20 protein-coding genes and 2 tRNA genes are annotated in these 23,724 nt (G+C 60.0%); 13 read left to right on the plus strand and 9 right to left on the minus strand.

Annotated elements, in window-relative coordinates:
* Nucleotides 1-25: 25 nt before the first annotated feature.
* Nucleotides 26-100: transfer RNA gene (locus tag GOW31_RS00745), tRNA-Gly, on the minus strand.
* A gap of 33 nt (nucleotides 101-133) precedes the next feature.
* A tRNA-Gly gene (locus GOW31_RS00750) sits at nucleotides 134-208 on the minus strand.
* A gap of 150 nt (nucleotides 209-358) precedes the next feature.
* Here GOW31_RS00750 and GOW31_RS00755 point away from each other — a divergent pair.
* Nucleotides 359-511 carry a hypothetical protein gene (locus GOW31_RS00755; RefSeq protein ID WP_171167198.1) on the plus strand — a complete coding sequence of 51 codons (153 nt, stop codon included), beginning with the start codon at nucleotides 359-361 and terminating at the stop codon, nucleotides 509-511.
* Between the two features lie 15 nt (nucleotides 512-526).
* Here GOW31_RS00755 and GOW31_RS00760 read toward each other — a convergent pair whose 3' ends face one another.
* The 4 genes from GOW31_RS00760 to GOW31_RS00775 all read right to left on the minus strand — a co-directional run bounded on the left by GOW31_RS00760 (nucleotide 527) and on the right by GOW31_RS00775 (nucleotide 7,524).
* Nucleotides 527-910, minus strand: a complete 384-nt coding sequence (locus GOW31_RS00760; protein WP_152458679.1) for an MAPEG family protein — start codon at nucleotides 908-910, stop codon at nucleotides 527-529.
* Between the two features lie 79 nt (nucleotides 911-989).
* Complete coding sequence (locus tag GOW31_RS00765) at nucleotides 990-4,427, minus strand: pyruvate carboxylase (protein ID WP_171167200.1); 3,438 nt, start codon at nucleotides 4,425-4,427, stop codon at nucleotides 990-992.
* Between the two features lie 160 nt (nucleotides 4,428-4,587).
* Nucleotides 4,588-5,709 carry an alpha-hydroxy acid oxidase gene (locus tag GOW31_RS00770; RefSeq protein WP_171167202.1) on the minus strand — a complete coding sequence of 374 codons (1,122 nt, stop codon included), beginning with the start codon at nucleotides 5,707-5,709 and terminating at the stop codon, nucleotides 4,588-4,590.
* Nucleotides 5,710-5,748: 39 nt separating this feature from the next.
* Nucleotides 5,749-7,524: a diguanylate cyclase gene (locus GOW31_RS00775; RefSeq protein ID WP_171167204.1), complete on the minus strand. Its 1,776-nt coding sequence runs from the start codon at nucleotides 7,522-7,524 to the stop codon at nucleotides 5,749-5,751.
* A gap of 179 nt (nucleotides 7,525-7,703) precedes the next feature.
* On the opposite strand from GOW31_RS00775, the gene GOW31_RS00780 reads away from it, so the two are divergent.
* A complete protein-coding gene (locus tag GOW31_RS00780; protein ID WP_171167206.1) occupies nucleotides 7,704-10,097 on the plus strand; it encodes an ATP-dependent helicase in 2,394 nt (797 codons plus the stop codon).
* A gap of 4 nt (nucleotides 10,098-10,101) precedes the next feature.
* Here GOW31_RS00780 and GOW31_RS00785 read toward each other — a convergent pair whose 3' ends face one another.
* Both GOW31_RS00785 and GOW31_RS00790 read right to left on the minus strand, forming a co-directional pair.
* Entirely contained in the window at nucleotides 10,102-10,392 is a 291-nt protein-coding gene (locus GOW31_RS00785; RefSeq protein ID WP_171114901.1) for a DUF1330 domain-containing protein, read from the minus strand.
* A gap of 373 nt (nucleotides 10,393-10,765) precedes the next feature.
* The gene (locus GOW31_RS00790) at nucleotides 10,766-10,990 is read right to left on the minus strand and encodes a DUF1127 domain-containing protein (RefSeq protein WP_152458673.1); all 225 of its coding nucleotides are present in this window, start codon (nucleotides 10,988-10,990) and stop codon (nucleotides 10,766-10,768) included.
* A gap of 1,003 nt (nucleotides 10,991-11,993) precedes the next feature.
* Here GOW31_RS00790 and mraZ point away from each other — a divergent pair.
* From mraZ to GOW31_RS00840, 10 genes are all read left to right on the plus strand, one after another.
* Nucleotides 11,994-12,461, plus strand: a complete 468-nt coding sequence (gene mraZ / locus GOW31_RS00795; protein WP_371813684.1) for a division/cell wall cluster transcriptional repressor MraZ — start codon at nucleotides 11,994-11,996, stop codon at nucleotides 12,459-12,461.
* A 4-nt stretch (nucleotides 12,462-12,465) separates the two neighbouring features.
* On the plus strand, nucleotides 12,466-13,461 hold the full coding sequence (rsmH, locus tag GOW31_RS00800; RefSeq protein WP_171168610.1) for a 16S rRNA (cytosine(1402)-N(4))-methyltransferase RsmH: 996 nt from the start codon (nucleotides 12,466-12,468) through the stop codon (nucleotides 13,459-13,461).
* On the plus strand, nucleotides 13,458-13,826 hold the full coding sequence (locus GOW31_RS00805; RefSeq protein ID WP_152458671.1) for a cell division protein FtsL: 369 nt from the start codon (nucleotides 13,458-13,460) through the stop codon (nucleotides 13,824-13,826). The genes rsmH and GOW31_RS00805 overlap by 4 nt, the downstream gene beginning before the upstream one ends.
* Nucleotides 13,823-15,610, plus strand: coding sequence for a penicillin-binding protein 2 (locus GOW31_RS00810; protein ID WP_171167208.1), 1,788 nt, complete (start codon nucleotides 13,823-13,825; stop codon nucleotides 15,608-15,610). Before GOW31_RS00805 ends, GOW31_RS00810 begins: the two co-directional genes overlap by 4 nt.
* A gap of 22 nt (nucleotides 15,611-15,632) precedes the next feature.
* Complete coding sequence (locus tag GOW31_RS00815; protein ID WP_171167210.1) at nucleotides 15,633-17,132, plus strand: UDP-N-acetylmuramoyl-L-alanyl-D-glutamate--2,6-diaminopimelate ligase; 1,500 nt, start codon at nucleotides 15,633-15,635, stop codon at nucleotides 17,130-17,132.
* Entirely contained in the window at nucleotides 17,129-18,523 is a 1,395-nt protein-coding gene (gene murF / locus GOW31_RS00820; protein ID WP_171167212.1) for a UDP-N-acetylmuramoyl-tripeptide--D-alanyl-D-alanine ligase, read from the plus strand. Before GOW31_RS00815 ends, murF begins: the two co-directional genes overlap by 4 nt.
* A gap of 36 nt (nucleotides 18,524-18,559) precedes the next feature.
* Nucleotides 18,560-19,642, plus strand: coding sequence for a phospho-N-acetylmuramoyl-pentapeptide-transferase (mraY, locus tag GOW31_RS00825; protein WP_152458667.1), 1,083 nt, complete (start codon nucleotides 18,560-18,562; stop codon nucleotides 19,640-19,642).
* Nucleotides 19,643-19,664: 22 nt separating this feature from the next.
* Nucleotides 19,665-20,012, plus strand: a complete 348-nt coding sequence (locus GOW31_RS00830) for a hypothetical protein (protein ID WP_171167214.1) — start codon at nucleotides 19,665-19,667, stop codon at nucleotides 20,010-20,012.
* A gap of 25 nt (nucleotides 20,013-20,037) precedes the next feature.
* The gene (gene murD / locus GOW31_RS00835) at nucleotides 20,038-21,438 is read left to right on the plus strand and encodes a UDP-N-acetylmuramoyl-L-alanine--D-glutamate ligase (protein ID WP_171167216.1); all 1,401 of its coding nucleotides are present in this window, start codon (nucleotides 20,038-20,040) and stop codon (nucleotides 21,436-21,438) included.
* Between the two features lie 105 nt (nucleotides 21,439-21,543).
* Nucleotides 21,544-21,918, plus strand: coding sequence for a glycine zipper family protein (locus GOW31_RS00840; protein ID WP_224853408.1), 375 nt, complete (start codon nucleotides 21,544-21,546; stop codon nucleotides 21,916-21,918).
* On the opposite strand, the gene GOW31_RS00845 is transcribed toward GOW31_RS00840, so the two are convergent.
* A complete protein-coding gene (locus GOW31_RS00845; protein WP_171167218.1) occupies nucleotides 21,915-23,096 on the minus strand; it encodes an NAD(P)/FAD-dependent oxidoreductase in 1,182 nt (393 codons plus the stop codon). The two genes, GOW31_RS00840 and GOW31_RS00845, sit on opposite strands and share 4 nt — an antisense overlap.
* A gap of 189 nt (nucleotides 23,097-23,285) precedes the next feature.
* Here GOW31_RS00845 and GOW31_RS00850 point away from each other — a divergent pair, with 189 nt between their 5' ends.
* Entirely contained in the window at nucleotides 23,286-23,621 is a 336-nt protein-coding gene (locus tag GOW31_RS00850) for a cupin domain-containing protein (protein WP_152458662.1), read from the plus strand.
* Nucleotides 23,622-23,724: the final 103 nt, after the last annotated feature.

The following is a 23,724-nucleotide window of genomic DNA, read 5'->3' on the forward strand; positions in this document are numbered from 1 at the left end:
CAGCATGTATGGAGAGTTTGGTATCTGGAGCGGGCGAGGCGATTCGAACGCCCGACCCTAACCTTGGCAAGGTTATGCTCTACCCCTGAGCTACGCCCGCATCAGATACATATGTGGTCCGAAGACCTCTCAATGGAGCGGGCGAGGCGATTCGAACGCCCGACCCTAACCTTGGCAAGGTTATGCTCTACCCCTGAGCTACGCCCGCGCCGTTGAGTGAGGAGGGATTTATAAATTCCCACGCGGGGCTGCAAGCGGAAAAACACAAAAAAGAGGAAAAATATTTCGACGGAACTGGGCATCCGGCCCGTTCAATCTCAAACACGGATCAAAAAAGGACACAGGCAGAGAGGCTTTCATGATTTCTGTTGCAGACATGAAGATAATGGCGCTGGCCGCAATGATCTTGCTGGTCACCGCGATGCCGAAATCGGACGATCACGAACACAACCGGATCACGCCCGTTTTGTTGAAAGCGCCCCTTGTGATGACGACGGATCTGACCGGATAACACCCGCCAACCGAGCTACAGCGCCAGAATCAGGTTAGCGATGGCCGCAACCAGAATGGCCAGGAACGTCAGGCTCATGCCAGCCTGCCGTAGGATGACGATCTGGGGCGTGCGCCCGAATCCGTAAGCGTGCAGCAGACGCCCAGCCAGCAACATCAAACCCAGTATATGCACAAGCAACCCTCCGGCGCCCTGTAATTCCACCATGGCGATCAGCAAAAGGGCGATAGGGGCGTATTCGGCGCAATTGGAATGTGTCCGTATCGCCTTGATCATCAATTTGCTGCCCCCATCCCCGACCGAGATTTTGTCGCTGCGGCGCTGAAGGATCACTTTGACGCTGAGTGCCACGTAAAGAATAGCGATCAGGGCCGCATAGATCGGGGTGATAGCAAGCATGGTGGGTCTCCGTTCCAGCATAGGAAAAGGGCCGCGCGGTTTCCCGCGCGGCCCTTTGAACTGTAACCGGTTCGGCAGGTTATTCCAGCTCGACCAGAAGGTCCTTTGCGTCAATCTGGCCACCGGGCTGCACATGAATGGCCTTGACGGTCGCATCGCGCTCGGCGTGGATGCCGGTTTCCATCTTCATCGCCTCGATGGTCAGCAACATGTCGCCTTCCTTGACCTGCTGGCCCGCTGTTACGGCGACGGTGGCAACAACACCGGGCATCGGCGCACCGACATGATCCGGGTTGCCGACCTCGGCCTTGGGCCGCGCCTGCGTGGTCGAGGTGACCAGCCGGTTCGGAACCCGGATCACGCGCGGTTGGCCGTTGAGTTCAAAGAACACTTTGACCTCGCCCTTTTCATCCGTTTCGCCGATGGCCTGACACCGGATTTCCAGCGTCTTGCCGGGGTCGATTTCCGCGGTGATCTCTTCGCCCGGCTCCATGCCGTAGAAGAAGGTGCGCGTTGGCAGGGTACGAACCGGGCCGTAGATCCGGTGGCGACCCATGTAGTCCAGGAACACCTTGGGATACATCAGGTATCCGTTCAGATCCTCGTCATCGACCTCTTTGCCTTCCAGCTGCTTGGACAGCTCGGCGCGGGTGGCTTCAAGATCGACCGGGGGCACGTCCTTGCCGGGTCGCTGCGTGTTGGGAACCTCGTCTTTCAGCACCTTCTTGATGATGGTCTCGGGGAAACCGCCCGGAGGCTGACCCAGATTGCCGCGCATCATGTCCACGACCGAATCGGGGAAGGCCACGTCGGTATTCGGGTCCTCGACCTGTTCACGTGTCATGTTCTGGCTGACCATCATCAGCGCCATGTCACCAACGACCTTGGAAGACGGCGTGACCTTCACGATATCACCGAACATCTGGTTCACGTCAGCATACATCTGGGCCACTTCGTGCCAGCGTTCTTCCAGACCCAGGCTGCGCGCCTGTGCCTTGAGGTTGGTGAACTGTCCGCCGGGCATCTCGTGCAGGTAAACTTCGGACGCCGGGGCCTGAAGGCTGGATTCGAAGGCCGCATACTGGCCACGCACAGCCTCGAAGTAATCGCTGATTTCACGAATGGCCTTGATGTCCAGCCCGGTGTCGCGGTCGGTATGGCGCAGCGCCTCGACCACGGTGCCCAGCGTCGCCTGGCTGGTATTGCCCGAGAAGCTGTCCATCGCGCAGTCAACTGCGTCCACGCCCGCCTCGGACGCGGCCAGAATGGTGGCGCTGGCAATACCGGCGGTGTCATGGGTGTGGAAGTGTATCGGCAGCCCGACCTCTTCTTTCAGCGCACGGATCAGGATCTTGGCCGCGGCCGGTTTCAGCAGGCCCGCCATGTCCTTAAGGCCCAGAATATGCGCGCCGGCGTCGCGCAGCTCTTTCGCCATGCCGACATAATATTTCAGGTCATACTTTGCGCGATCCGGGTCAAGAATATCGCCAGTGTAACAGACGGTACCTTCGCAAATCTTGCCGCTATCGACGACCGCATCCATCGCCACGCGCATGTTTTCGACCCAGTTCAGCGAGTCGAAGACGCGGAACACGTCAATTCCTGTCGCCGCCTGACGCACGAACTCCTGCACCACGTTGTCAGGATAGTTCGTATAGCCCACGCCGTTTGCGCCGCGCAGCAGCATCTGGGTCATCAGGTTCGGCATCGCCTCGCGCAGGTCCCGCAGGCGCTGCCACGGGCATTCCTGCAAGAACCGATACGCCACGTCGAAAGTCGCGCCGCCCCAGCATTCGACCGAGAACAGCTGCGGCAAGTTCGCCGCATAGGAGGGAGCCACCTTGATCATGTCGATCGAGCGCATCCGGGTCGCCAGCAGAGACTGGTGCCCGTCGCGCATGGTGGTGTCGGTGATCAGCAGTTGGCGCTGTGCCTTCATCCAGTCGGCCACCGCCTGCGGGCCCTTCTGCTCCAGCAGGTTGCGGGTGCCCATCTGCGGTTCGGCCTTCAGCGCCGGAGGCCTGGCCTCTTTCAGGTCGGCGCGCGGGCGCGGGCGGTCCTTGGTTTCGGGATGCCCGTTCACGGTGATGTCCGCGATATAGGTCAGAACCTTGGTGCCGCGGTCGCGCCGCTTCTTGAAGGTGAACAGTTCGGGCGTCGTGTCGATGAACTTGGTGGTGTATTCATTCGACAAAAAGGTCGAATGCTTGAGCAGGTTGATGACGAAGTCGATATTCGTCGAAACCCCGCGGATGCGGAACTCGCGCAGGGCGCGGTCCATCCGAGAGATCGCCTTTTCGGGCGTGGGGGCCCAGGCCGTAACCTTGGTCAGCAGCGAGTCGTAATAGCGCGTAATCACCCCGCCCGCATAGGCCGTGCCGCCATCCAGACGGATGCCCATACCGGTGGCCGAGCGATAGGCGGTGATCCGGCCATAGTCGGGGATGAAGTTGTTCTGCGGGTCCTCGGTGGTGATCCGTGTCTGCAACGCGTGGCCGTTGAGCTGGATATCCTTTTGGCTGGCCATGCCGGTCGCTTCGGCCAGCGTCTTGCCCTCGGCGATCAGGATCTGCGCCTGCACGATGTCGATACCGGTGACTTCTTCGGTCACGGTGTGTTCGACCTGAACGCGCGGATTGACTTCGATGAAGTAGAACTTGCCGGTGTCCATATCCATCAGGAACTCGACCGTGCCGGCACATTCGTAATTGACATGCGCACAGATCCTGCGGCCAAGCTCGCAGATCTCGGCGCGCTGTTCGTCGCTCAGATACGGGGCAGGGGCGCGTTCCACGACCTTCTGGTTCCGGCGCTGGACCGAGCAGTCGCGTTCATACAGGTGATAGATTTCACCGTGCTTGTCGCCCAGGATCTGCACCTCGACATGGCGCGCACGAATGATCATCTTTTCCAGATAACCCTCGCCGTTGCCGAATGCGGCTTCGGCCTCGCGACGGCCTTCCAGCACTTTCTCTTCCAGCTCTTCTTCCGACTGGATCGGGCGCATGCCGCGCCCGCCGCCGCCCCAGGACGCCTTGAGCATCAACGGATAGCCGATTTCGGCGGCCTCCTTGCGGATCGCGTCCATGTCATCGCCCAGAACTTCGGTGGCAGGAATGACCGGAACACCTGCTTCGATGGCTACGCGCCGCGCGCTGGCCTTGTCGCCAAGCGCGCGCATGGTTTCCGCCTTGGGGCCGATGAAGGTGATGCCGTTCTTGACGCAGGCATCGACGAAATCCGGGTTCTCGGACAGCAGGCCATAGCCCGGGTGGATCGCGTCGGCGCCACATTGCTTGGCAACACGGATGATCTCGTCGATCGAAAGATACGCGGCAACAGGCCCCATGCCTTCACCGATCTGATACGCCTCGTCCGCCTTGAACCGGTGTAGGCCCAGTTTGTCTTCTTCAGCGTAGACGGCGACGGTTCGTTTTCCCATCTCGTTTGCTGCGCGCATGACGCGGATGGCAATCTCGCCGCGGTTGGCGATCAGGATCTTGTTGAAGTCTGTCATGATAGGTCCCGGTCTTTTGTGTATGGGCGTCTTATTGGGCGGAGAATACGCGCAGGTATATCCGTTCTTCTGGGTAGAACCGGCATGTTATCGCTCGCAAACGCCCTATGATCGCAGCGCCCTTATACTTTTGCTGCGCCGCAGCATCAAATGTTTAACGTTAACTCTCAATCTGACACAGGCTTGCCAGGCCCATCTGGCCCATATTTGCATGCAGGTCCTGCCTGAGAATCTCGATGACATGTGCAGGCCCCCGCGCGCCAAGTGCCGCAAGACCATACAAAAAAGCCCGCCCGAGCATGACGAAGTCTGCGCCCAGCGACATGGCCCGCAAAATATCCAGACCGCCTTCGACACCACTGTCGAAGATCAGGGGCAGGCGGGTTGCATCCCGGACAGAGGGCAGAACCTCGATGCTGGCCGGGGCCGCATCAAATTGACGGCCGCCATGATTCGACACCCACAAGGCATCGACACCGACCTGTTCCAGCCTGCTCGTATCCTCAGGTCGCAGGACACCCTTCAGGACAAGCGGACCGTCCCAATGGTCGCGCAGCCATTTGACATAGTCCAGATCCGGCGAGGTTCGAAGCAGGTAACCGATATGAGCCGTGGGCGGCAGATTTCCGGGGTTTTCGATATATTTGTCCAGCGTTCGCATGTGCGGCACACCGTTGCGCAGCATGCCAATCGCCCACGCGGGTCTTTGGGCGATCTGCGCCAGAATGCGCGGGGTCAGCTTTGGCGGTTGCCGCAGGCCCGATCGTATCTGCCTTTCCCTGCGCGATGCGACGGGAACATCCGCGGTGAGGACCAGGGTTTTGAACCCGGCTTTGCGGACCCGGTTCAGCAGGTCTTTTCGAATATCCGGATCCCGGGGCGGGTAAAGCTGGAACCAGGCATTGTCCCCAAGATGCGGTGCCATGTCTTCGGGGCTTTGGCTGGCTACGGTCGACAGGGTATAGGGAATACCCGCCTCTGCGGCCGCGCTGGCAAGCAGTTGCTCGGCGCGGGGCCAGACCAGCCCGGACATTCCGATCGGCGCGATTCCGAACGGCAGCGGATACGAAGCGTCGAGAAACGACTTTGACGTATCAAAGTTCAGCTCGCCATGCAGGATCGAGGGGCAGAGGCGCACCTCATCCAGCGCCTGGCGGTTCCGGTGCAGTGTCGTTTCAATCCCGGTTCCACTGTCGATATACTCCCACACGAAATGCGGCAGACGACGGCGCGCACGGTGTTTCAGATCCGGTATGCCGGGATAAGTGCTGTGCAAGTCCATGCAGATTGATCCGACCTGCCATGCGATTCGGCAAGTTTTTTAAGCTGCATCCTTAGGTGGTTGCCGGTGTTCAGGCGGCGCATTTTTGGTCTGGTTCCTGGTGCCGCTTGCAACATGCACCTGGTTGCGCCCCTTGTCCTTGGCGACATAAAGCGCATCGTCAGCCGCGCGCATCAGATCCTGCGGCATGGTGCCGTGGGCCGGGTAATGTGCGACCCCGACCGATATCGTAATGCGCGGCAAGGCCTTCTCACCATATCGTACGGTTACGGCTTCAACCGCCTGGCGCAGTTGTTCGGCGCGGGTCACGGCATCTTCGGGGCTGTTGTCAGGCAGGATCAGCATGAACTCTTCACCACCGATGCGGCAGGCGACTTCGTCCCGGTCGCACCCTTGTTCCAGGGCGGCGCCGACGGCGCGCAACACCATGTCGCCCGCATCATGCCCATGAGTATCGTTGAACTTCTTGAAGTGATCCACGTCCACGGCGATCAGGCTTAGCGCGGCGCCCGTCTGATGACTGCGGCTGATGGACTTGCGCAGCGTCTCGGTCATATGGCGGCGATTGAACAGCCCGGTCAGGGGGTCTCGTACTGATTGGTCGTGAAGCTGATCCCGCATGCGGACATTGGCGATCGCCATACTGATCTGTTCGGCGCACAATTGGGCCAGCTTGCGGCTCTTGTTGAAGCAGTCTTCACGCCCCTCCAGTGCCCGCAGATGCAAAAGACCAACGGTTTCGCCATGGGCCAGAATGGGAAAGCAGAAATAGGGCCGCCCGTCATGCGGTTCGGCGTGTTCGCATACAAAATCAATCTCGGATGCGCCGAACTCGTAAGTCCGGCCGCGCCGCAAGCCCCAGCAACCTTCGGGGTGAATGTGGGATTTATGAGTTCCACCGTTCCAGCTGGCGCAGCCATCCAGCACATCGCGTGAGTTTGAATAGACATACACGCTGCCTTCGGCCTCTGGCAGGATGTGGGTCATGAAGCGAGACACCATGTCGAACAGTTCATCCAGCGACCGGCTTGATTGCAGCCATTCGTTCAATTCACCCAGCAGGCGGACCTCTCGGGCCAGGCGCAGCTGCTCGTCCATCAGCTCCCTCTCTTTCTGGGCCCGTTTGCGAAGGTCGCGAACCTGACGACGGTTGGTGCGATGGACAATCAGGATGACAGTCGTCAGCGCCAGCAGGGCGACCCCGCTCAGCAGCGCCAGAGACAGGCGAACGCGCGTGATGAAAAGGTTCCGCAGGTCGGTTATGTCGGAATAGAACTCGATCGCGCCCATGAACGTCGCATCCTTGATGATCGGCGTATAAACCTCGGCCACATGGCGGCTGCTCAGTTCCGTATCCCGGGAATTGTCGACAACAAAGGAATCAACTTCGGTAACCGGCTTCTCTTCGTGTTTGTAAAAAAGCCCTCCGGCGGCGACGATCGACTGGAAATAGGGTTTCGTATTCACGAACCCGACGTCGCTGGCTCGGGTCGACCAGAACACCTGCCCCGAAGCATCAAACAGCTTGAAGCGGTAAATGTCTGTGGTTTCGGGCAGTAGCTCCAGAAACTCCCGGTCATGATCGGTCAATGCGTGAAAACGGAATGCCTGTTCAAGATCGTTCAGATGGCTTTCGACCTGGCGGCTCATCCGCATCGCGTTCTTTCGCAGGTCTGCTTCCAGCATGCGATCAACCACTGGCGCCGGGGCGGCGTAGATTCCCCAGCCCGCTACTGCCGTCAGCGCGAGCAGCATCAGGGCCACGCCCATCATCTTAAGCCTCGAGGACTGACCCGTCAGTTCCGCCTGTTTCATTTGTCCGCTCCCACTACACTGTGCCAAACATCCCAGTCAGGATTTGACAGAGAGTTAACGGGGGTGCGGGGCGGTGGCGTGTTTGTTGAGAATTGAATGTAAAAAGAAGTGCGAAAAGTCTGTGAACAAGCCGTGAACAAACCCTTTCCCTTCGCGCTTATCCGGCGTAGTTTGGGGCTATGAGCAGTTTTGACGAAATGGACGCCTTCGAGGGCGCATCGCTGTCGGCGCGGGCCATGGCCGTGCGCCCTTCGCCCTATCTGGATGATCTGAACCCGGCACAACGGGACGCGGTCGAGCGTCTGGACGGACCGGTTCTGATGCTGGCAGGTGCCGGGACGGGCAAGACCAAGGCTCTGACCACCCGGATCGCGCATCTTCTCAACACTGCGCGCGCACGTCCGAATGAGATTCTGTCGGTAACCTTCACCAACAAGGCCGCGCGCGAGATGAAGGAACGGGTTGGTCGCCTGCTGGGACAGCCTGCTGAGGGGATGCCGTGGCTGGGCACCTTTCATTCGATCTGTGTCAAACTGCTGCGACGCCATGCGGAACTGGTCGATTTGAAATCGAACTTCACCATACTGGATACCGACGACCAGCTGCGCCTGCTCAAGCAGTTGGTGCAGGCCGCAAATATCGACGACAAACGCTGGCCTGCGCGGATGTTGCTGGGAATCATCGACGATTGGAAGAACCGTGCGCTGACGCCCGACAAGGTGCCAGCCGCCGATGCCGGGGCTTATGACAGCAAGGGCATTGAGTTGTATGCCCAATATCAGACCCGCCTGCGCGAATTGAATGCGGTGGATTTCGGCGATCTGCTTCTGCACATGGTTACGATCTTCCAGGCCCATCAGGATGTTCTGGAGCAATACCAGCGCTGGTTCCGCTATATCTTGGTGGACGAGTATCAGGACACCAACATCGCCCAATATCTGTGGCTGCGGCTGCTGGCGGGTGGGCACAAGAACATCTGCTGCGTCGGCGATGACGACCAGTCGATCTATGGCTGGCGCGGTGCCGAAGTGGGCAACATCCTGCGTTTTGAGAAAGACTTTCCCGGCGCCCATGTGGTGCGGCTGGAACAGAACTACCGCTCGACCCCGCATATACTGGCGGCCGCGTCGAACGTCATTCGCGGCAATGAAAACCGTCTGGGCAAAGAGCTGTGGACCGAAGCCGAGGAAGGCCACAAGGTCAATCTGATCGGCCATTGGGATGGCGAGGAAGAGGCCCGCTGGATCGGCGAGGAAATCGACGCGATGCAGGGCGGTACGCGCGGTATTCGCCCGATGAACCTTGATGAGATCGCTATCCTCGTGCGCGCCAGCCACCAGATGCGCGCCTTCGAAGACAGGTTTCTGACCATCGGTCTGCCCTACAAGGTGATCGGCGGCCCGCGATTCTATGAGCGGATGGAGATTCGCGATGCCATGGCCTATTTCCGGCTGGTGGTCAGCCCCGAGGATGATCTTGCGTTTGAGAGAATCGTAAACACGCCGAAACGCGGCCTGGGTGACAAGGCGCAGCAAACCATCCAGATGACCGCGCGCGAAAATGGGGTGTCACTGGTCGAAGGGGCTCGGATTGCGGTCGACAACGGGCTGATCAAGGGCAAGGGAGGCAAGGCGCTGCGCGAACTGATCGACGGTCTGGCGCGTTGGAATGCGATGACGCGTGGGCCACGGATCGAGGTGGACGACGATTCGGTGATCGATGACGGTTCGCCCATGCGGTTCGGCGCACCCGAGCATACGCATATCGAACTTGCGCAGATCATTCTCGACGAATCCGGCTATACCACCCACTGGCAGAACGACAAGACACCCGAAGCGCCGGGGCGCCTTGAAAACCTCAAGGAACTGGTGAACCAGCTGGACAATTTCGAGAACCTGCAAGGGTTTCTGGAACATGTCAGTCTGGTCATGGACAACGAACAGGACAGCGACGGCGCCAAGGTTTCGATCATGACCCTGCACGCGGCCAAGGGGCTGGAGTTTCCCGCCGTCTTCCTGCCGGGCTGGGAAGACGGGCTGTTCCCCTCGCAGCGGTCAATGGACGAATCCGGGCTCAAGGGGCTCGAGGAAGAACGGCGCCTGGCCTATGTCGGCATCACCCGTGCCGAAGAAGTGTGTACCATTTCTTTTGCCGCCAACCGGCGGGTGTTCGGGCAGTGGCAGAACTCCATGCCGTCCCGGTTCATCGACGAATTGCCGGAAGATCACGTTGAGGTCCTTACGCCTCCGGGTCTCTATGGTGGCGGCCAGCCCGCTGCGGGCATTGAAACCCGTGCGGCCGAAGCGAATGTCTACAACTCGCCGGGCTGGAGGCGGATGCAGGCGCGGCAGGGGCAATACGGCATGTCGCAGCCGCGCGAATCCCGCAACACGGTGATCGACGCGACCGCAGTGGCCAGTTTCACGCTGGGGGAACGGGTGTTCCACCAGAAATTCGGCTATGGCGCGGTTGTCGGGATCGAGGGCGACAAGGTCGAAGTCGAGTTCGACAAGGCAGGCACAAAGAAAGTGGTCTCACGTTTTCTGACCAACAAGGATGACGTCCCGTTCTGAGGCGTCATATCCCTTCGACCAGAACCAGATTGGTCGAGGCGGTGGCTTGCCGGATCTTCGCCAGCTCGATGTAATCAGGGTCGTCTTTCCAGGCTTTCGCCGCGGCAAGGTCCGGAAACTCCATCAGCACAATGCCACCTTCGGGCCAATCGCCTTCGATCCGTTCGACCGGTTTCGATGAGACCGTGAGCAGGCGGCCTTTGTGACGGTCGAAGATCGGCATGAAACCTGCCAGATAATCCTGATACCCATCCGGGTCGTGGATGTCGATCTGCGCGATGAAACAGGCGGCCATTGTTTCCTCCGGATCAGAAATCAGAGGGCCATCTTACACCTATGTCAGAAAAACAAAAAAACGGCGGTTCCCAGGGAGGAGGAAGGGGAACCGCCGTCTTGTCAACATCAGAGCAGGGAGGAGGAGAGCCCCGATGTATTCGAACCCGGGTTTGAGCCCGGTATGGAGAAGACGCGGCGACGTCAGGGAGGAGGAAGGCGTCGCCGCGCGCTTTCAACATCAAGGCAGGGAGGAGGAGAGCCTCGATGTATCAGGATCCGGCGGGTTGAGGCCGGTATTTGGTGCGGCAACGTCAGGGAGGAGGAGAGACGTTGCCGCTGATAACAGACCCTAAGGGAGGAGGAAGGGCCTGATCTCGGTATTCGTGGCGCGCTTATTGCGCAATGTGATCATTGGCGGCCTGCATGGCCACTCGACGGATCATGGACCGATGCAGGCCCAGATCGGCCAGTTCACGGTCCGACAGTCCTGCCAGCTCATTGACGGTCTGGCGATACATACGATAGCGGGCAAAACGCGCCTTTGCGTTTTCGATCAAAGTTGCGATTCCGAACGCCGGTGCGCTCTTCGAGGCTGTATGTGTGCTTGCGACTGCCATGCTCATCATCCGTATTTATCTACTTTGCCGATTACGCTCGGCCCTTGCTTGAGGTTGAAAATAGGCAAATGCTGCGATTGCACAATAGGTCGCGTCGTCAATGCTGCTATGCAGCAAGCGCATAGATTGGTTCAGTTTTTTCCTTCAACTCGAAATGCGCCTTGAAACATTGGGCCTTCCCTTGGGTCACGGGTGACAGCGGAAACATGGCCTTCCCACGGCTTGCCCTCTAATTGAGCGGTGTTGGCTGGAATTTGTGCGCAATAAAACGATTTTGGACGTGCGTGTGACCGAAGCGCCAGGCAAAGCGCGGCGGTTCAACTATTCCCTGTTGCCCAGTTTACCGGTATCGCAGGTCGTAGGGCGTACTGCCTGAACGCCACGGGATTTCATGGGCCGATGTGGTTGTCGGGGGCGAAGTCCCGTCGGAATTGCGCGCGAAAAGCGAATGATTCTGCGAGATCGCTGCCCAAGGATGCTGGGTTTTTCCAATCAAAACGGCAATTCTTTAGATTTTTTGGGAAATCGTGGGAAAAAAATTTCAGCCTCAAATCATCTATATCTAGGGGGTGTTGTGTTGCTTTGGCCTATAGTTGGTGTTATTGCGTTCAAGTTTCATGATAGTATTGTTCCTGAAGCGTGATTCATGGAACACGGTTCGCAAAATTCCTGTTGATTTCCATGAATTCCCATGGCATCCCTAATACATCCGATGAGGACGAGGCAGCAGGGGCACCAAACGACCCCGACCAAAAATAATCAGGTTTCATACAGGCATCTCGCTTTCATCAATCAAGAGATCCGGCGCGCGGGCGAGCAGACATCCCCCCAGGTGGCGCGTGCAGCTGGACATCCCGCAAAGCGGGTCAATGCGGCGGGTTGATCAGTGGCAGCAGATCAACCCGCCGTTTTTCATCCGGGGGGAACGCGAATTTCAAGTGGGGCGCAAGCGAAAGGGACAGTCGTCTTGGCGCGCAGGTTTAGAGGTGAAAGCCACCATAAGGTGGATGCGAAAGGCAGGGTGTCGATCCCGGCCTCGTTTCGCCGCGTGCTTGAATCCTCCGATCCCAACTGGCAGCCCGGCGACAATCCAGAGCTTGTGATCGTCTACGGGGATCATCGCCGCAAATACCTGGAATGCTATACCATGCAGGCCATCGACGAGGTCGATGCCAAGATCGACGCGCTGCCTCGCGGTTCGATGAAGCGCAAGATGTTGCAGCGCCTGTTCCACGGGCAGTCCTTCCCGACCAATGTCGATGAAACCGGGAGGCTGGTGCTGCCGGCCAAGCTGCGCAAGAAGATTGGCCTTGAGGGCGAGGCGTTTTTTATCGCCGCCGGGGATACTTTTCAGATCTGGAAGCCCGAGACCTACGAATCCGAAGAATTGGCGGCGACCGAGGAATGGCTGGACGGCCTTGGCGACGATGTTGATCCTTTGCAATTCCTCGATGAAGTCGAGGGCGGGTGACGGCATGGCGGCCGCGGATCACCCAAAACCGGACGCTCCTCACATCCCTGTCTTGCTGCGCCCGCTCCTGGCGGCGGTGGCGCCGGTCACGGGCGTCTGGCTGGACGGAACCTTCGGCGCAGGCGGGTACACCCGCGGATTGCTGGAGGCCGGGGCCGACAAGGTGATTGGCGTGGATCGCGACCCGCTGGCTTTTGAGATGGCGGCAGACTGGGCGGGTACCTACGGCAACCGGCTGGTGATGCAGCCCGGCGTGTTTTCTCGTATGGATGAATATGCGCAGAACCTGGACGGCGTTGTTCTAGACCTTGGCGTTTCCTCGATGCAACTGGACCAGGCCGACCGCGGGTTTTCCTTCATGAAGGATGGCCCTTTGGACATGCGCATGAGCCAGGATGGCGAAAGCGCCGCCGATCTGGTCAATACCGCGACCGAGGCGCAACTGGCCGACATTCTGTTTCACTATGGTGAAGAGCGCGCCAGCCGCCGGATTGCCAGGGCGATCGTCAAAGCGCGCGCGGAAGAGCCGATCACCACGACCCTGCGTCTGGCCGAGATCATCGAATCCTGCCTGCCGCGTCCTAAACCGGGTCAATCCCACCCGGCCACGCGCAGCTTTCAAGGGCTGCGGATCGCCGTGAATGCAGAATATGAAGAGCTGTTTCAGGGGCTGATGGCCGCTGAACGTGCTTTGAAGCCCGGCGGGCAACTGGCCGTTGTCACTTTCCACTCCATTGAAGACCGAATGGTGAAACGGTTTTTCCAGTCCCGCGCGGGCAAGACGGGGCGCGCGAACCGCTATGCGCCCGAGATTGAACAGGAACAGCCGCAATTCACACTGAAGACCCGCAAGGCGGTGGGGCCTGACGAACAGGAATTGCAGGAAAACCCGCGCGCGCGCTCGGCCAAACTGCGCGTGGCGATCCGAACCGATGCTCCGGCAGGGGAAATTGAAGCGCGGGCCATCGGGATGCCGCAACTGGGGGGAAGGGCAAGATGAAGAGTGTTTTGTATGTGTTGACTGCTCTGTCCGTGTTCGGGTTGGCGTTGTGGGCCTATCAGGAAAACTACCGGACCCAGCAAGTGGTAAAGGAAACCCAGTCTTTGCAGCGCGAGATCGGAATGGCACAGGTGCGATTGGCCGTTCTGAACGCGGAATGGGCCTATCTGAACCGCCCGGACAGGCTGCGCGAACTGGCCGACCTGAACTTTGAACGCCTTGGTCTGCTGCCGTTGCGGGCCGAGCAGTTCGGACGCGCGGATCAGATCGCCTATGCCGAAGACCCGGACCTGCCCGTCGTTGATCCGATTGAATTGCAGGCCATCACTGACATTCAGGCTTTGGGCGAGGTGCAAATTCCATGACCCGCACCCCTCTGCGCCCTCTGGCCCGAATCCTTGATGCCCGCGCCAGGGGCGAAAACCCCAAGGCAATCGAGCGCGAGAACATCCGCAAGCGTCACGAGGATATGAAAGATCGCGCCCGCGCCCGCGCCGAAGGGCGTCTGCTGGTACTGGGCCTGTTCTTCTTCTGCGCTTTTTCCATTGTCGGCTTCCGCATGGGCATGTTGGCGACCTCAGAAGCACAAGAGCCTCTGGCCAGCGCGCCGGGAGCAGCGATTGCCATGCAGCGCGCCAACATCGTCGATCGCGAAGGGCGCATACTGGCCACCAATCTGGACACCTATTCCGTTTACGCGCAGCCCCCTTTGATGATCGATCCCGTTGCCGCTGCAGAGCAGTTGGTTGCGATTTTTCCTGATCTGGAAAAAGAGCGGCTGATCAAGGACTTCACCGGCAACCGCAAATTTTTGTGGATCAAGAAACGCATTTCGCCCGAGCAGAAGCAGGCCGTGCACGACATCGGTGATCCCGGCATCCTGTTCGGTCCGCGTGAAATGCGGCTTTACCCCAACGGGCGGCTGGCCGCTCATATCCTGGGCGGGTCCGGTTTTGGTCGTGAAGGCGTCAGCGCCGCCGAAGTGATCGGCGTGGCTGGTGTGGAAAAGCAGTTCGACGATTATCTGCGCGATCCGGCCAACGGAAACAAGCCGCTGCAACTGTCGCTGGACCTGACGATTCAAGCCGCAGTTGAACAGGTTCTTTACGGCGGTATGAAGATCATGAACGCCAAGGGGGCTTCGGCCGTTCTGATGAACGCGCATACGGGCGAGGTTATTTCCGCTGCTTCGCTGCCTTCTTTTGATCCGAATGACCGTCCGCGCCCACCGACCTCGGGCTTTGACCCCTCGGACAGCCCGCTGTTCAACCGTTATGTACAAGGCGTGTATGAACTGGGATCTGTTTTCAAGATTTTCACCGCGGCCCAGGCCGTTGAACTCGGATTGGTGAATTCGAACACCATCATCGATACGTCCGGGCCGATGAAGATCGGCCGCTTTCCCATCGGCGAATTCAACGGCAAGAATTACGGCAAGATCAGCGTGGCGGATGTGATCGTCCACAGCTCGAACCGAGGCACGGGGCGTCTGGCCTTGCAAATCGGGGCCAAACGGCAGCAGGAGTTTCTGGACGCGCTTGGCATGTTCGATCCGACCCCATTCGAGATTGTCGAGGCCAAGGGCGGTGTGCCGCTGAAGCCGAAAAAATGGGGCGAGCTCAGTACCGTGACAATTTCTTATGGCCATGGCCTGTCGACCAGCCCGATGCATCTGGCCGCGGGATACGCGGCGATTGCCAATGGCGGGCATTACGTCAGCCCGACCATTCTGCGCCAGAACGGCCCGCAATACGGGCCTCGTGTCATGTCGCAGAACACTGCACGGCAGGCGCAAAAGATGCTGCGCAAAGTGGTAACGGACGGCACCGCCAGCTTCGCCGAGGTCAAGGGCTATGACGTGGCGGGCAAGACCGGTACGGCCGACAAGCCCAAACCGCGCGGCGGGTACTATGATGACAAGGTCATTGCCACCTTCGCGACGATCTTCCCGGCCTACGATCCGCAATACGTTCTGATCGTGACGTTGGACGAACCTTCGATCGTGGCCTACGGTGAAAAACGCCGCACGGCCGGTTGGACCGCCGTGCCTGTTGCCGCCGAACTGATCGGACGCGTCGCACCGTTGTTGGGGTTGCGTCCCCGGCTTGAGCCTGAGGCGGGCGCTGCTATAACGCTGACCTCAAACTAGGCTGTCCGGCAAGAGGTGGGTCATGGGCACAAGGACGAAGAAACTCAGCCAGCTGGCCCTGACCGCAAGAGAGGGCGCAAACCCGGATATCACTGGTCTGGCCGTTGACAGCCGCGAGGTGAAGGAGGGCTTCCTGTTTGCCGCGCTGCCCGGGTCCCGCGTTCATGGCGCAGAGTTCATCCAGTTTGCCCTGCGCATGGGGGCCGCTGCGATCCTGACCGATGCCGAAGGGGCAGAGATCGCCGAGGCCGAACTGGCAGCTTCGGACGCAGCGCTGGCCGTGGTGGAAGACCCGCGTCAGGCGCTGGCCGGTGCCGCGGCGCTGTGGTTCGGCGCGCAGCCGCAAACCATCGTGGCCGTAACGGGAACGAACGGCAAAACATCTGTTTCCACCTTCGTCCGGCAGATCTGGTCCGCGCTTGGTCACGCCGCCGTCAACCTCGGCACCACCGGGGTTGAAGGTGCGTGGACAGCGCCACTGGCCCATACCACACCCGAGCCAATCACCTTGCACCGCTGTCTGGCCGAGGCGGCCGAGAACGGCGTGACCCATGCCGCAATGGAGGCTTCGTCCCACGGCCTTGAACAGCGCCGCCTTGATGGCGTTCACCTGACTGCCGCCGGTTTCTCCAACTTCACGCAGGACCATCTGGATTACCACGAAACCTTCGAGGCCTATTTCAACGCAAAGGCCGGTCTGTTCGACCGGGTTTTGCCGCAGGATGGAACGGCCGTCGTCAACCTGAGCGATCCGAAAGGGGCCCAGGTCCGGCGGATCGCCGAGATGCGCGGCCAGTCGGTGCTGACGGTGGGGCTGGGCGATGCCGACCTGTGTCTGATCAACCAGCGGTTCGACGCCACGGGGCAAGACCTGCGCTTTGCGTGGCAGGGCCGAACGTTCCAGACCCGCCTGAACCTGATCGGCGGGTTCCAGGCCGAAAACATCCTGCTGGCCTGTGGGCTGGTGATTGCTGCCGGGGACAGCCCTGAAAGCGTGTTCGAAACTCTGCCCCATCTGACGACGGTTCGCGGGCGGATGCAACTGGCAGCCACGCGTGACAATGGAGCGGCGGTGTTTGTGGATTATGCCCACACGCCTGATGCTGTTGCCACGGCACTCAAGGCGCTGCGCCCGCATGTGATGGGCCGTCTGATTGCCGTTATCGGTGCGGGCGGGGATCGCGACGCCAGCAAACGCCCCTTGATGGGTAGGGCGGCAGCCAACCATGCAGACGTGGTCTTTGTCACCGATGACAACCCGCGCAGCGAAGATCCCGCAGTCATCCGCGCGGCCGTGATGGCAGGCGCGTCAGAGGCAGCAGGCGACGCCAGCGTGACCGAAGTCGGCGACCGCGCCGAGGCCATCCTGCGCGGCATCGATGCGCTGCAACCCGGTGATGCGCTGCTGATCGCCGGAAAGGGGCATGAAACCGGTCAGATCGTGGGGGATCAGGTTCTGCCCTTCGACGATGTGGAACAGGCCAGCATTTCCGTTGCAGCGCTGGACGGGAGGGTCGCATGACGCTCTGGACTGCATCCGAAGCGGCCGCGGCGACGGGCGGTCAGGCGACGACCGACTGGACCGCAAATGGCGTATCCATCGACACCCGCACCCTTCGACCCGGCGATCTGTTCGTGGCGCTGAAAGCGGCGCGGGACGGGCATGATTTCGTGGCACAGGCGCTGGAAAAAGGGGCGGGCGCCGCACTGGTTTCCCGTGTTCCGGACGATGTACCGGACGGGGCTCCTCTGCTGATCGTCAAAGACGTGCAGGCGGGGCTAGAGGCCCTGGGGAAAGCGGCACGGGCCCGAACGGATGCGCGCGTGGTCGGCGTGACAGGCAGTGTGGGTAAAACATCGACCAAGGAAATGCTGGCAACAATTCTGGAAACCCAAGGGAAAACCCACGCCAGCGTTGCCAGTTACAACAACCATTGGGGCGTGCCCCTGACCCTTGCTCGGATGCCTCGCGATACGGAATTTGCGGTGATCGAGATCGGCATGAATCATCCCGGTGAAATTGCCCCGCTCGCCGAACAGGCCCGCCCGCATGTGGCGCTGGTGACGACCGTGGCGACGGTGCATCTGGAGGCCTTCGAGTCGGTGGCTGGTATTGCCCGGGAAAAAGCGGCGATCTTTGAGGGGCTTGAACCTGGCGGGGCTGCGATCGTCAATGCAGATATCGACCACGCGGACATCCTGCGCCAGACAGCGCAGGCGCAGGGGGCGGGGATTGTTGATTTTGGGCGCAGCGCGGCGGATTACCGGCTGACCGATGTTCAACCCGAGGCCAACGCAGTGAAGGCCAGGGCACTGGTCGGTGATCAGGTGATTCAATTCGAGGTGAACTCCGCCGGCACGCATTTCGCGATGAACGCGCTTGGCGCTTTGGCGGCCTGCGTCGAATTGGGGGTCGATCTGGATCAGGCCATCGCGGGCCTGCCAGCGTGGTCACCCGTCAAGGGGCGTGGGGTACGCGAAAGCTTGCCATTGTCAGGGGGTGGGCAGATCGAGCTTTTGGATGACAGCTACAACGCCAACCCGACCTCGATGGAGGCTGCGCTGGATGTCTTGGCCGCCTCCAAAGGCACCCGCCGCATTGCGTTTCTGGGTGACATGAAGGAACTGGGCGCCCAGGAAGAGGCCATGCATGCCGCCATGGCGGATATCGAGGCGATGGCGCGGGTGGATCAGGTTCATTGCATCGGGCCGTTGATGCAGGCGATGCACCACGCGCTGCCCGAGAAGAAACGTGGGCTCTGGTTCGCAACCAGTGCGGAAATGGCGGAACATCTGCCTGCTTTGATCCGGGATGGAGACACGGTGCTCGCCAAGGGCTCACTCAGCATGGCGTTGGCCGCGATTGTTGACGGTCTGCGCAAAATGGGGCAAGGGGGCGCGCTTGATGGGTGAACTTGCCCGCGCGCCTCGTGTGAGAAAGGTATTGTCATGCTGTACTGGTTGACCGCTCTGTCGGACGGAGGGGATTTCTGGAACCTCTTCCGGTATATCACCTTCCGCGCAGGCGGTGCCTTCATGACCGCGCTGATCTTTGGGTTCATCTTCGGAAAACCCCTGATCAACGTGCTGCGCAAGAAACAGGGCAAAGGCCAGCCGATCCGTGACGACGGCCCCGAAGGGCATTTTTCCAAGGCAGGCACGCCGACGATGGGTGGATTGCTGATTGTCGGAGCTCTGGTCACGTCAACCCTTGTCTGGGCGCGGCTGGACAACCCGTATGTCTGGATGGTTCTTTTTGTGACCTTGTCTTATGCGGCCATCGGATTTGCGGACGACTATGCCAAGGTTTCAAAACAGAATACGCAAGGGGTCTCGGGCCGGATGCGCCTGGCGTTGGGCGTGATCATCGCCGTGCTGGCATCGCTTTGGGCGACGTTGCACCATCCCGAAGCCTTGCAGAACCAGCTCGCTGTACCCGTCTTCAAGGACACACTGGTCAATTTGGGCATCTTCTATATCCCCTTTGCGATTGTCGTGATCGTGGGGGCCGCCAATGCGGTGAACCTGACCGACGGTCTGGACGGGCTGGCCATCATGCCTGCGATGATCGCAGCCTCGACCCTGGGCGTGATCGCCTATGCGGTCGGTCGGGTCGACTTTACCGAATATCTCGATGTGCATTACGTCCCGGGCACCGGTGAGATATTCATATTCACCTCCGCGTTGTTCGGAGCCGGCCTCGGGTTTCTCTGGTACAACGCCCCTCCGGCGGCAGTGTTCATGGGTGACACCGGATCGCTGGCCCTGGGCGGCGCGCTGGGTGCCATCGCCGTGGCCACCAAGCACGAGCTGGTTCTGGCCGTGGTCGGCGGCCTGTTCGTGGTCGAGGCGCTGAGCGTGATCATTCAGGTCCTCTACTTCAAGCGCACGGGCAAACGGGTCTTCCTGATGGCCCCGATCCATCATCATTATGAGAAAAAAGGCTGGGCCGAGCCGACCATCGTGATCCGCTTCTGGATCATCTCGCTGATCCTGGCGATGATCGGTCTGGCGACGCTCAAAGTAAGGTAGTATTAAGGAGTAAAATAACAAAATGACAAAAACTGAAGTTAACTCTGCAACTGAGAGTTCTCTTGAGCAACGTTGGAACTCGTTCGGGCATATTTGCTCGGTGCTTGGATTCGTTTTGGGATTGTTTGCAGTTTTTGGCAATCTGCCAGGTTGCTATTGGTCATTGACGCTTCTCGCTTTGTCTTTTGCCGGGCTACTTCCGATTTACGCTCTGCTAGAGCGATACATCCCTGTTATGGCCGCTCGTCTTTTGGTGGTTATTATTTCGCTACTATTTCTCTGCGCCGTTCAGTTCTTTTGGGTGAAGTCGGGGAACACCGCAGTTTGCACACAATCAGAGCTGCAGTCTCTGTTCTTTTGGATCGGATGAGTTTGATAATAAAAAGGCGAACAAAATGATCCCGGTCAAAGGCTTTGCAGGTCAGAAAGTGGCCGTTCTGGGGCTGGGCCGGTCCGGTCTGGCCACTGCGCGTGCGCTGCGTACGGGCGGGGCGGAACCGGTGTGCTGGGATGACAATCCGGCAGCCCGTGAAACCGCCAAAGGCGAGGGTTTCACCTGCGCCGACCTGCGCAAGCATGGGGCATTTTACGACATCGCCTCGCTGATCGTTTCACCGGGCATTCCGCATCTCTATCCTGAACCGAACCCTGTGGTGGCGGCAGCCCTGGATGCAGGCGTGCCGGTGGACAATGACATCGGCCTGTTCTTCCGCTCCTTTGCCGGACCGGAATGGAACAACTACGACACCCCGCCGCGCGTGATCGCGGTCACGGGATCGAACGGGAAATCGACCACCGCCGCTCTGATCCACCACATTCTGACCGAGGCCGGTCGCGAGGCGCAGTTGGCGGGCAATATCGGGCGCGGTGTTCTGGATATCGATCCGGGCGGTGATGGTTCGGTCGTGGTGCTGGAGCTTTCCAGCTATCAGACCGAGCTGGCCCGCGCTCTGACCCCCGATGTGGCGGTGTTCACCAATCTGTCGCCCGATCATCTGGACCGCCACGGCGGCATGGGGGGATATTTCGCGGCCAAGCGGCGCCTCTTTGCCGAAGGCGGCCCGGATCGCGCGATCATTGGTGTCGACGAAACCGAAGGTGCGTTTTTGGCCGGGCAAATGTCCGAAGGGCCATCGGATGACCGGGTGATCCGTATCTCGGTGGCGCGGAAGCTGACCGGGCCGGGCTGGCAGGTGTTCGCGCGCAAGGGGTTCCTGTCGGAATACCGCAAGGGGCGGCAGGCGGGGTCTATCGACCTGCGCGCGATCAAAGGCCTGCCCGGTGCGCATAACCACCAGAATGCCTGCGCGGCCTACGCCGCCTGCCGGTCGCTGGGCCTTGCCCCGCGCGTGATCGAGGATGCGCTGCATTCCTATCCGGGCCTGCCGCATCGCAGCCAGATCATCGCCGAGGCCGATGGGGTTACCTATGTCAACGACTCCAAGGCGACCAATGTCGACAGCGCCCTGAAAGCGCTTATGGCGTTCAAAAAGATCCGATGGATTTGCGGCGGTCTTGAGAAAGAGGGTGGCATATCAGCCCTGAACACGGCGACGGGCGAGGTCATCAAGGCGTATGTGATCGGACGCGAAGCGGCCGGTTTTGCGATGCAGCTCGAGGCTGATACGCAGGTCTGTACGACGATGTCAGAGGCCGTGGCGCAGGCCATGGAAGATGCCGAGGCAGGCGACACTGTGCTGCTGGCCCCGGCTGCTGCCAGTTTCGACCAATATGACAATTTCGAACAGCGCGGCGATGACTTTGCAACGCAAGTCAGGCGCAGGCTGGCAGAATAGCCATTTGCAATAGACCGCCGGCTGGGCCAAGCTTGGATGCTATCAGCTTGACGCGGCATCACTATTGGTTTTGCCTGCCTCCAGATTCAACACGAGGTTATGACTATGCCATTTCGTAGACTTTCTCTGATCCTGCCCGCCATTCTTGTTGCGGGGGCCTGTACGAACACGGGTGCCAACTATCAGCCCATCGTGGACGGCCCGGTCGGTCCGAACTACAACGTGGACCTGCAGCAATGCCAACAACTGGCGGCATCGCAGAGCAGCGTTGATGGCTCTACCGCGGGGAACGCAGCAATTGGCGCAGTTGGTGCCGCGGCCGTTACCGGGATCGTTCAGGACAGCAGCGACAATCTTGGTCGTGCGGCTGTGGCAGGTGCCCTGGTTGGCGCTGGCGCAGACGTCATCAATAAAAACCAGAATAAGGAAGTGATCGTGCGCAACTGCATGCGCGGGCGCGGCTACAACGTCGTAGGCTAACGCCCGGCGGCAATTGCAACACCTGCAGCATGGCCTGACGACCATGCCCACTGGAAGTTGTAGCCGCCCAACCAGCCGGTGACATCCACCGCTTCACCAATTGCATAGAGGCCGGGGACATCCTCGGCCTCCATCGTTTTCGAGGACAAGTCATCCGTGTCGATCCCGCCCAAGGTGACTTCGGCGGTACGATACCCCTCGGTCCCCGACGGCACCAGTTGCCACGCAGACAGGGCCGAGGTCAGCTCGGTCAGTTTCGCGTCCGACTGATCCGCCAGCTTCCCGGACATCGGAATGACCCGGCACAGATAATCGACCAGCCGGGCCGGCAGATGCCGCGCCAGTTCAGTGGTCAGCGCCTTGCGACCCGCGCTTTGCCGCTGTGCGCGCAACAGATCCAGCAGGGGAAGGTCGGGGATCAGGTTCACCCGGATTGCCTCACCTTCGCGCCAGTATGACGACAGCTGCAACACCGACGGCCCGCTGAGACCGCGATGGGTGAACAGCAGCGCCTCGTCGAAGCTGGCGCGATCATTCGACAGTCGCACGGGCAGTGAAACGCCGGACAGGTCCCTGAACCGCCCGTCCGAGAAGGTGAAAGGCACCAGCGCCGCCCGCGTCTCGGTCATCCGCAATCCGAACTGGCGCGCGATGTCATAGGCCAGCCCGGTTGCGCCCATCTTGGGAATCGATTTCCCGCCCGTTGCCAGCACCAGATTGGTGCAGGCCAGATGCTGCCTTTGCCCGTCACGCTCCACCTCCAGTGCAAAGCCGCTTTCGGTCTTGCGCAGATCGCGCAACGAGGTTTGTATCCACAGCTCTGCTCCTGCACCGCTCATTTCATCCAGCAACATCCGGATGATCTGTTTCGAAGAGCCATCGCAGAACAACTGGCCCAGGGTTTTTTCATGCCAGGCGATGTTGTGACGTCCGACCAGATCGATGAAATCCCATTGCGTGTACCGTGCAAGGGCGGATTTGCAGAAATGCGGGTTTCGCGACAGGAAGTTGCCCGGCCCGGCATGGATGTTGGTGAAATTGCAGCGCCCCCCGCCCGAGATGCGGATTTTTTCGCCGGGTGCCTTGGCGTGGTCAATCACCAGCACGCGCCCACTGCAATGGGCCGCACACATCATGCCGGCAGCCCCGGCCCCAAGGATGATCGTGTCGTAGGTCATGCGCGGGGGATGGCGTGGATTAAACAAGATGGCAAGAGCCCATGCCGAAGTCGCGCGGCGCGCGCTCGCCGCGTTCTCGCAAATCTCATGTCGGCTGACAGGGCGATTGCCAGAGTTCCAGCGCACTGACATGCTGCGGCCATACCGCAAAGAGGTTTTGACAAGACAAACTGGCAAAAGGAACTCTGAATGCAATTCCCCGAATTTATTTCGTCATTTCCGAAACTGGATGTGCCTTTTCCTGAAGACGTGGTGCAGACGGCCGTCATTCGATCAGATGCAGGGCTGGTTGCTTTCTTCACTTTTCTCAAAGACATGGAGCTTCCCCTGCATTCGCATGGTGCCCAATGGGGGACGGTGGTTGAGGGTGAAATTGAACTCACGATCGGTGGCCAGACCCGCATCTACCGCCCCGGCGACAGCTACTCGATCCCAAGTGGAGTCGCGCACGGAGGGACCATCAAGGCGGGGTCTCGTGTCATTGACGTGTTTGAGGAACCCGACCGATATCCGATCAAGGAATAATGCATAGCGACCCGCCTTGTGGATCAACGCGCGCCACTCCGCTGAGCGGCGTGTCCAAAGCTGCAATAACCACAGGCCGCCACGTGCAGCCGGGGGTGCTTTG

Origin of the sequence: Ruegeria sp. HKCCA0370 (genome assembly GCF_013033705.1) — a bacterium.
Classification (GTDB): Bacteria; Pseudomonadota; Alphaproteobacteria; order Rhodobacterales; family Rhodobacteraceae; genus Ruegeria.

Excerpts from the sequence above, each read along its gene's own strand:
- GOW31_RS00840 (WP_224853408.1), top strand. The coding sequence starts at position 21,544 with ATGCCATTTCGTAGACTTTCTCTGATCCTGCCCGCCATTCTTGTTGCG.
- GOW31_RS00770 (WP_171167202.1), bottom strand. The coding sequence starts at position 5,709 with ATGGACTTGCACAGCACTTATCCCGGCATACCGGATCTGAAACACCGT.
- GOW31_RS00830 (WP_171167214.1), top strand. The coding sequence starts at position 19,665 with ATGACAAAAACTGAAGTTAACTCTGCAACTGAGAGTTCTCTTGAGCAA.
- GOW31_RS00845 (WP_171167218.1), bottom strand. The coding sequence starts at position 23,096 with ATGACCTACGACACGATCATCCTTGGGGCCGGGGCTGCCGGCATGATG.
- GOW31_RS00775 (WP_171167204.1), bottom strand. The coding sequence starts at position 7,524 with ATGAAACAGGCGGAACTGACGGGTCAGTCCTCGAGGCTTAAGATGATG.
- murF (WP_171167212.1), top strand. The coding sequence starts at position 17,129 with ATGACGCTCTGGACTGCATCCGAAGCGGCCGCGGCGACGGGCGGTCAG.
- GOW31_RS00785 (WP_171114901.1), bottom strand. The coding sequence starts at position 10,392 with ATGGCCGCCTGTTTCATCGCGCAGATCGACATCCACGACCCGGATGGG.
- mraY (WP_152458667.1), top strand. The coding sequence starts at position 18,560 with ATGCTGTACTGGTTGACCGCTCTGTCGGACGGAGGGGATTTCTGGAAC.
- GOW31_RS00810 (WP_171167208.1), top strand. The coding sequence starts at position 13,823 with ATGACCCGCACCCCTCTGCGCCCTCTGGCCCGAATCCTTGATGCCCGC.
- GOW31_RS00815 (WP_171167210.1), top strand. The coding sequence starts at position 15,633 with ATGGGCACAAGGACGAAGAAACTCAGCCAGCTGGCCCTGACCGCAAGA.
- GOW31_RS00760 (WP_152458679.1), bottom strand. The coding sequence starts at position 910 with ATGCTTGCTATCACCCCGATCTATGCGGCCCTGATCGCTATTCTTTAC.
- GOW31_RS00790 (WP_152458673.1), bottom strand. The coding sequence starts at position 10,990 with ATGGCAGTCGCAAGCACACATACAGCCTCGAAGAGCGCACCGGCGTTC.
- rsmH (WP_171168610.1), top strand. The coding sequence starts at position 12,466 with ATGGCGGCCGCGGATCACCCAAAACCGGACGCTCCTCACATCCCTGTC.
- murD (WP_171167216.1), top strand. The coding sequence starts at position 20,038 with ATGATCCCGGTCAAAGGCTTTGCAGGTCAGAAAGTGGCCGTTCTGGGG.
- GOW31_RS00755 (WP_171167198.1), top strand. The coding sequence starts at position 359 with ATGATTTCTGTTGCAGACATGAAGATAATGGCGCTGGCCGCAATGATC.
- GOW31_RS00850 (WP_152458662.1), top strand. The coding sequence starts at position 23,286 with ATGCAATTCCCCGAATTTATTTCGTCATTTCCGAAACTGGATGTGCCT.
- GOW31_RS00765 (WP_171167200.1), bottom strand. The coding sequence starts at position 4,427 with ATGACAGACTTCAACAAGATCCTGATCGCCAACCGCGGCGAGATTGCC.
- GOW31_RS00780 (WP_171167206.1), top strand. The coding sequence starts at position 7,704 with ATGAGCAGTTTTGACGAAATGGACGCCTTCGAGGGCGCATCGCTGTCG.
- GOW31_RS00805 (WP_152458671.1), top strand. The coding sequence starts at position 13,458 with ATGAAGAGTGTTTTGTATGTGTTGACTGCTCTGTCCGTGTTCGGGTTG.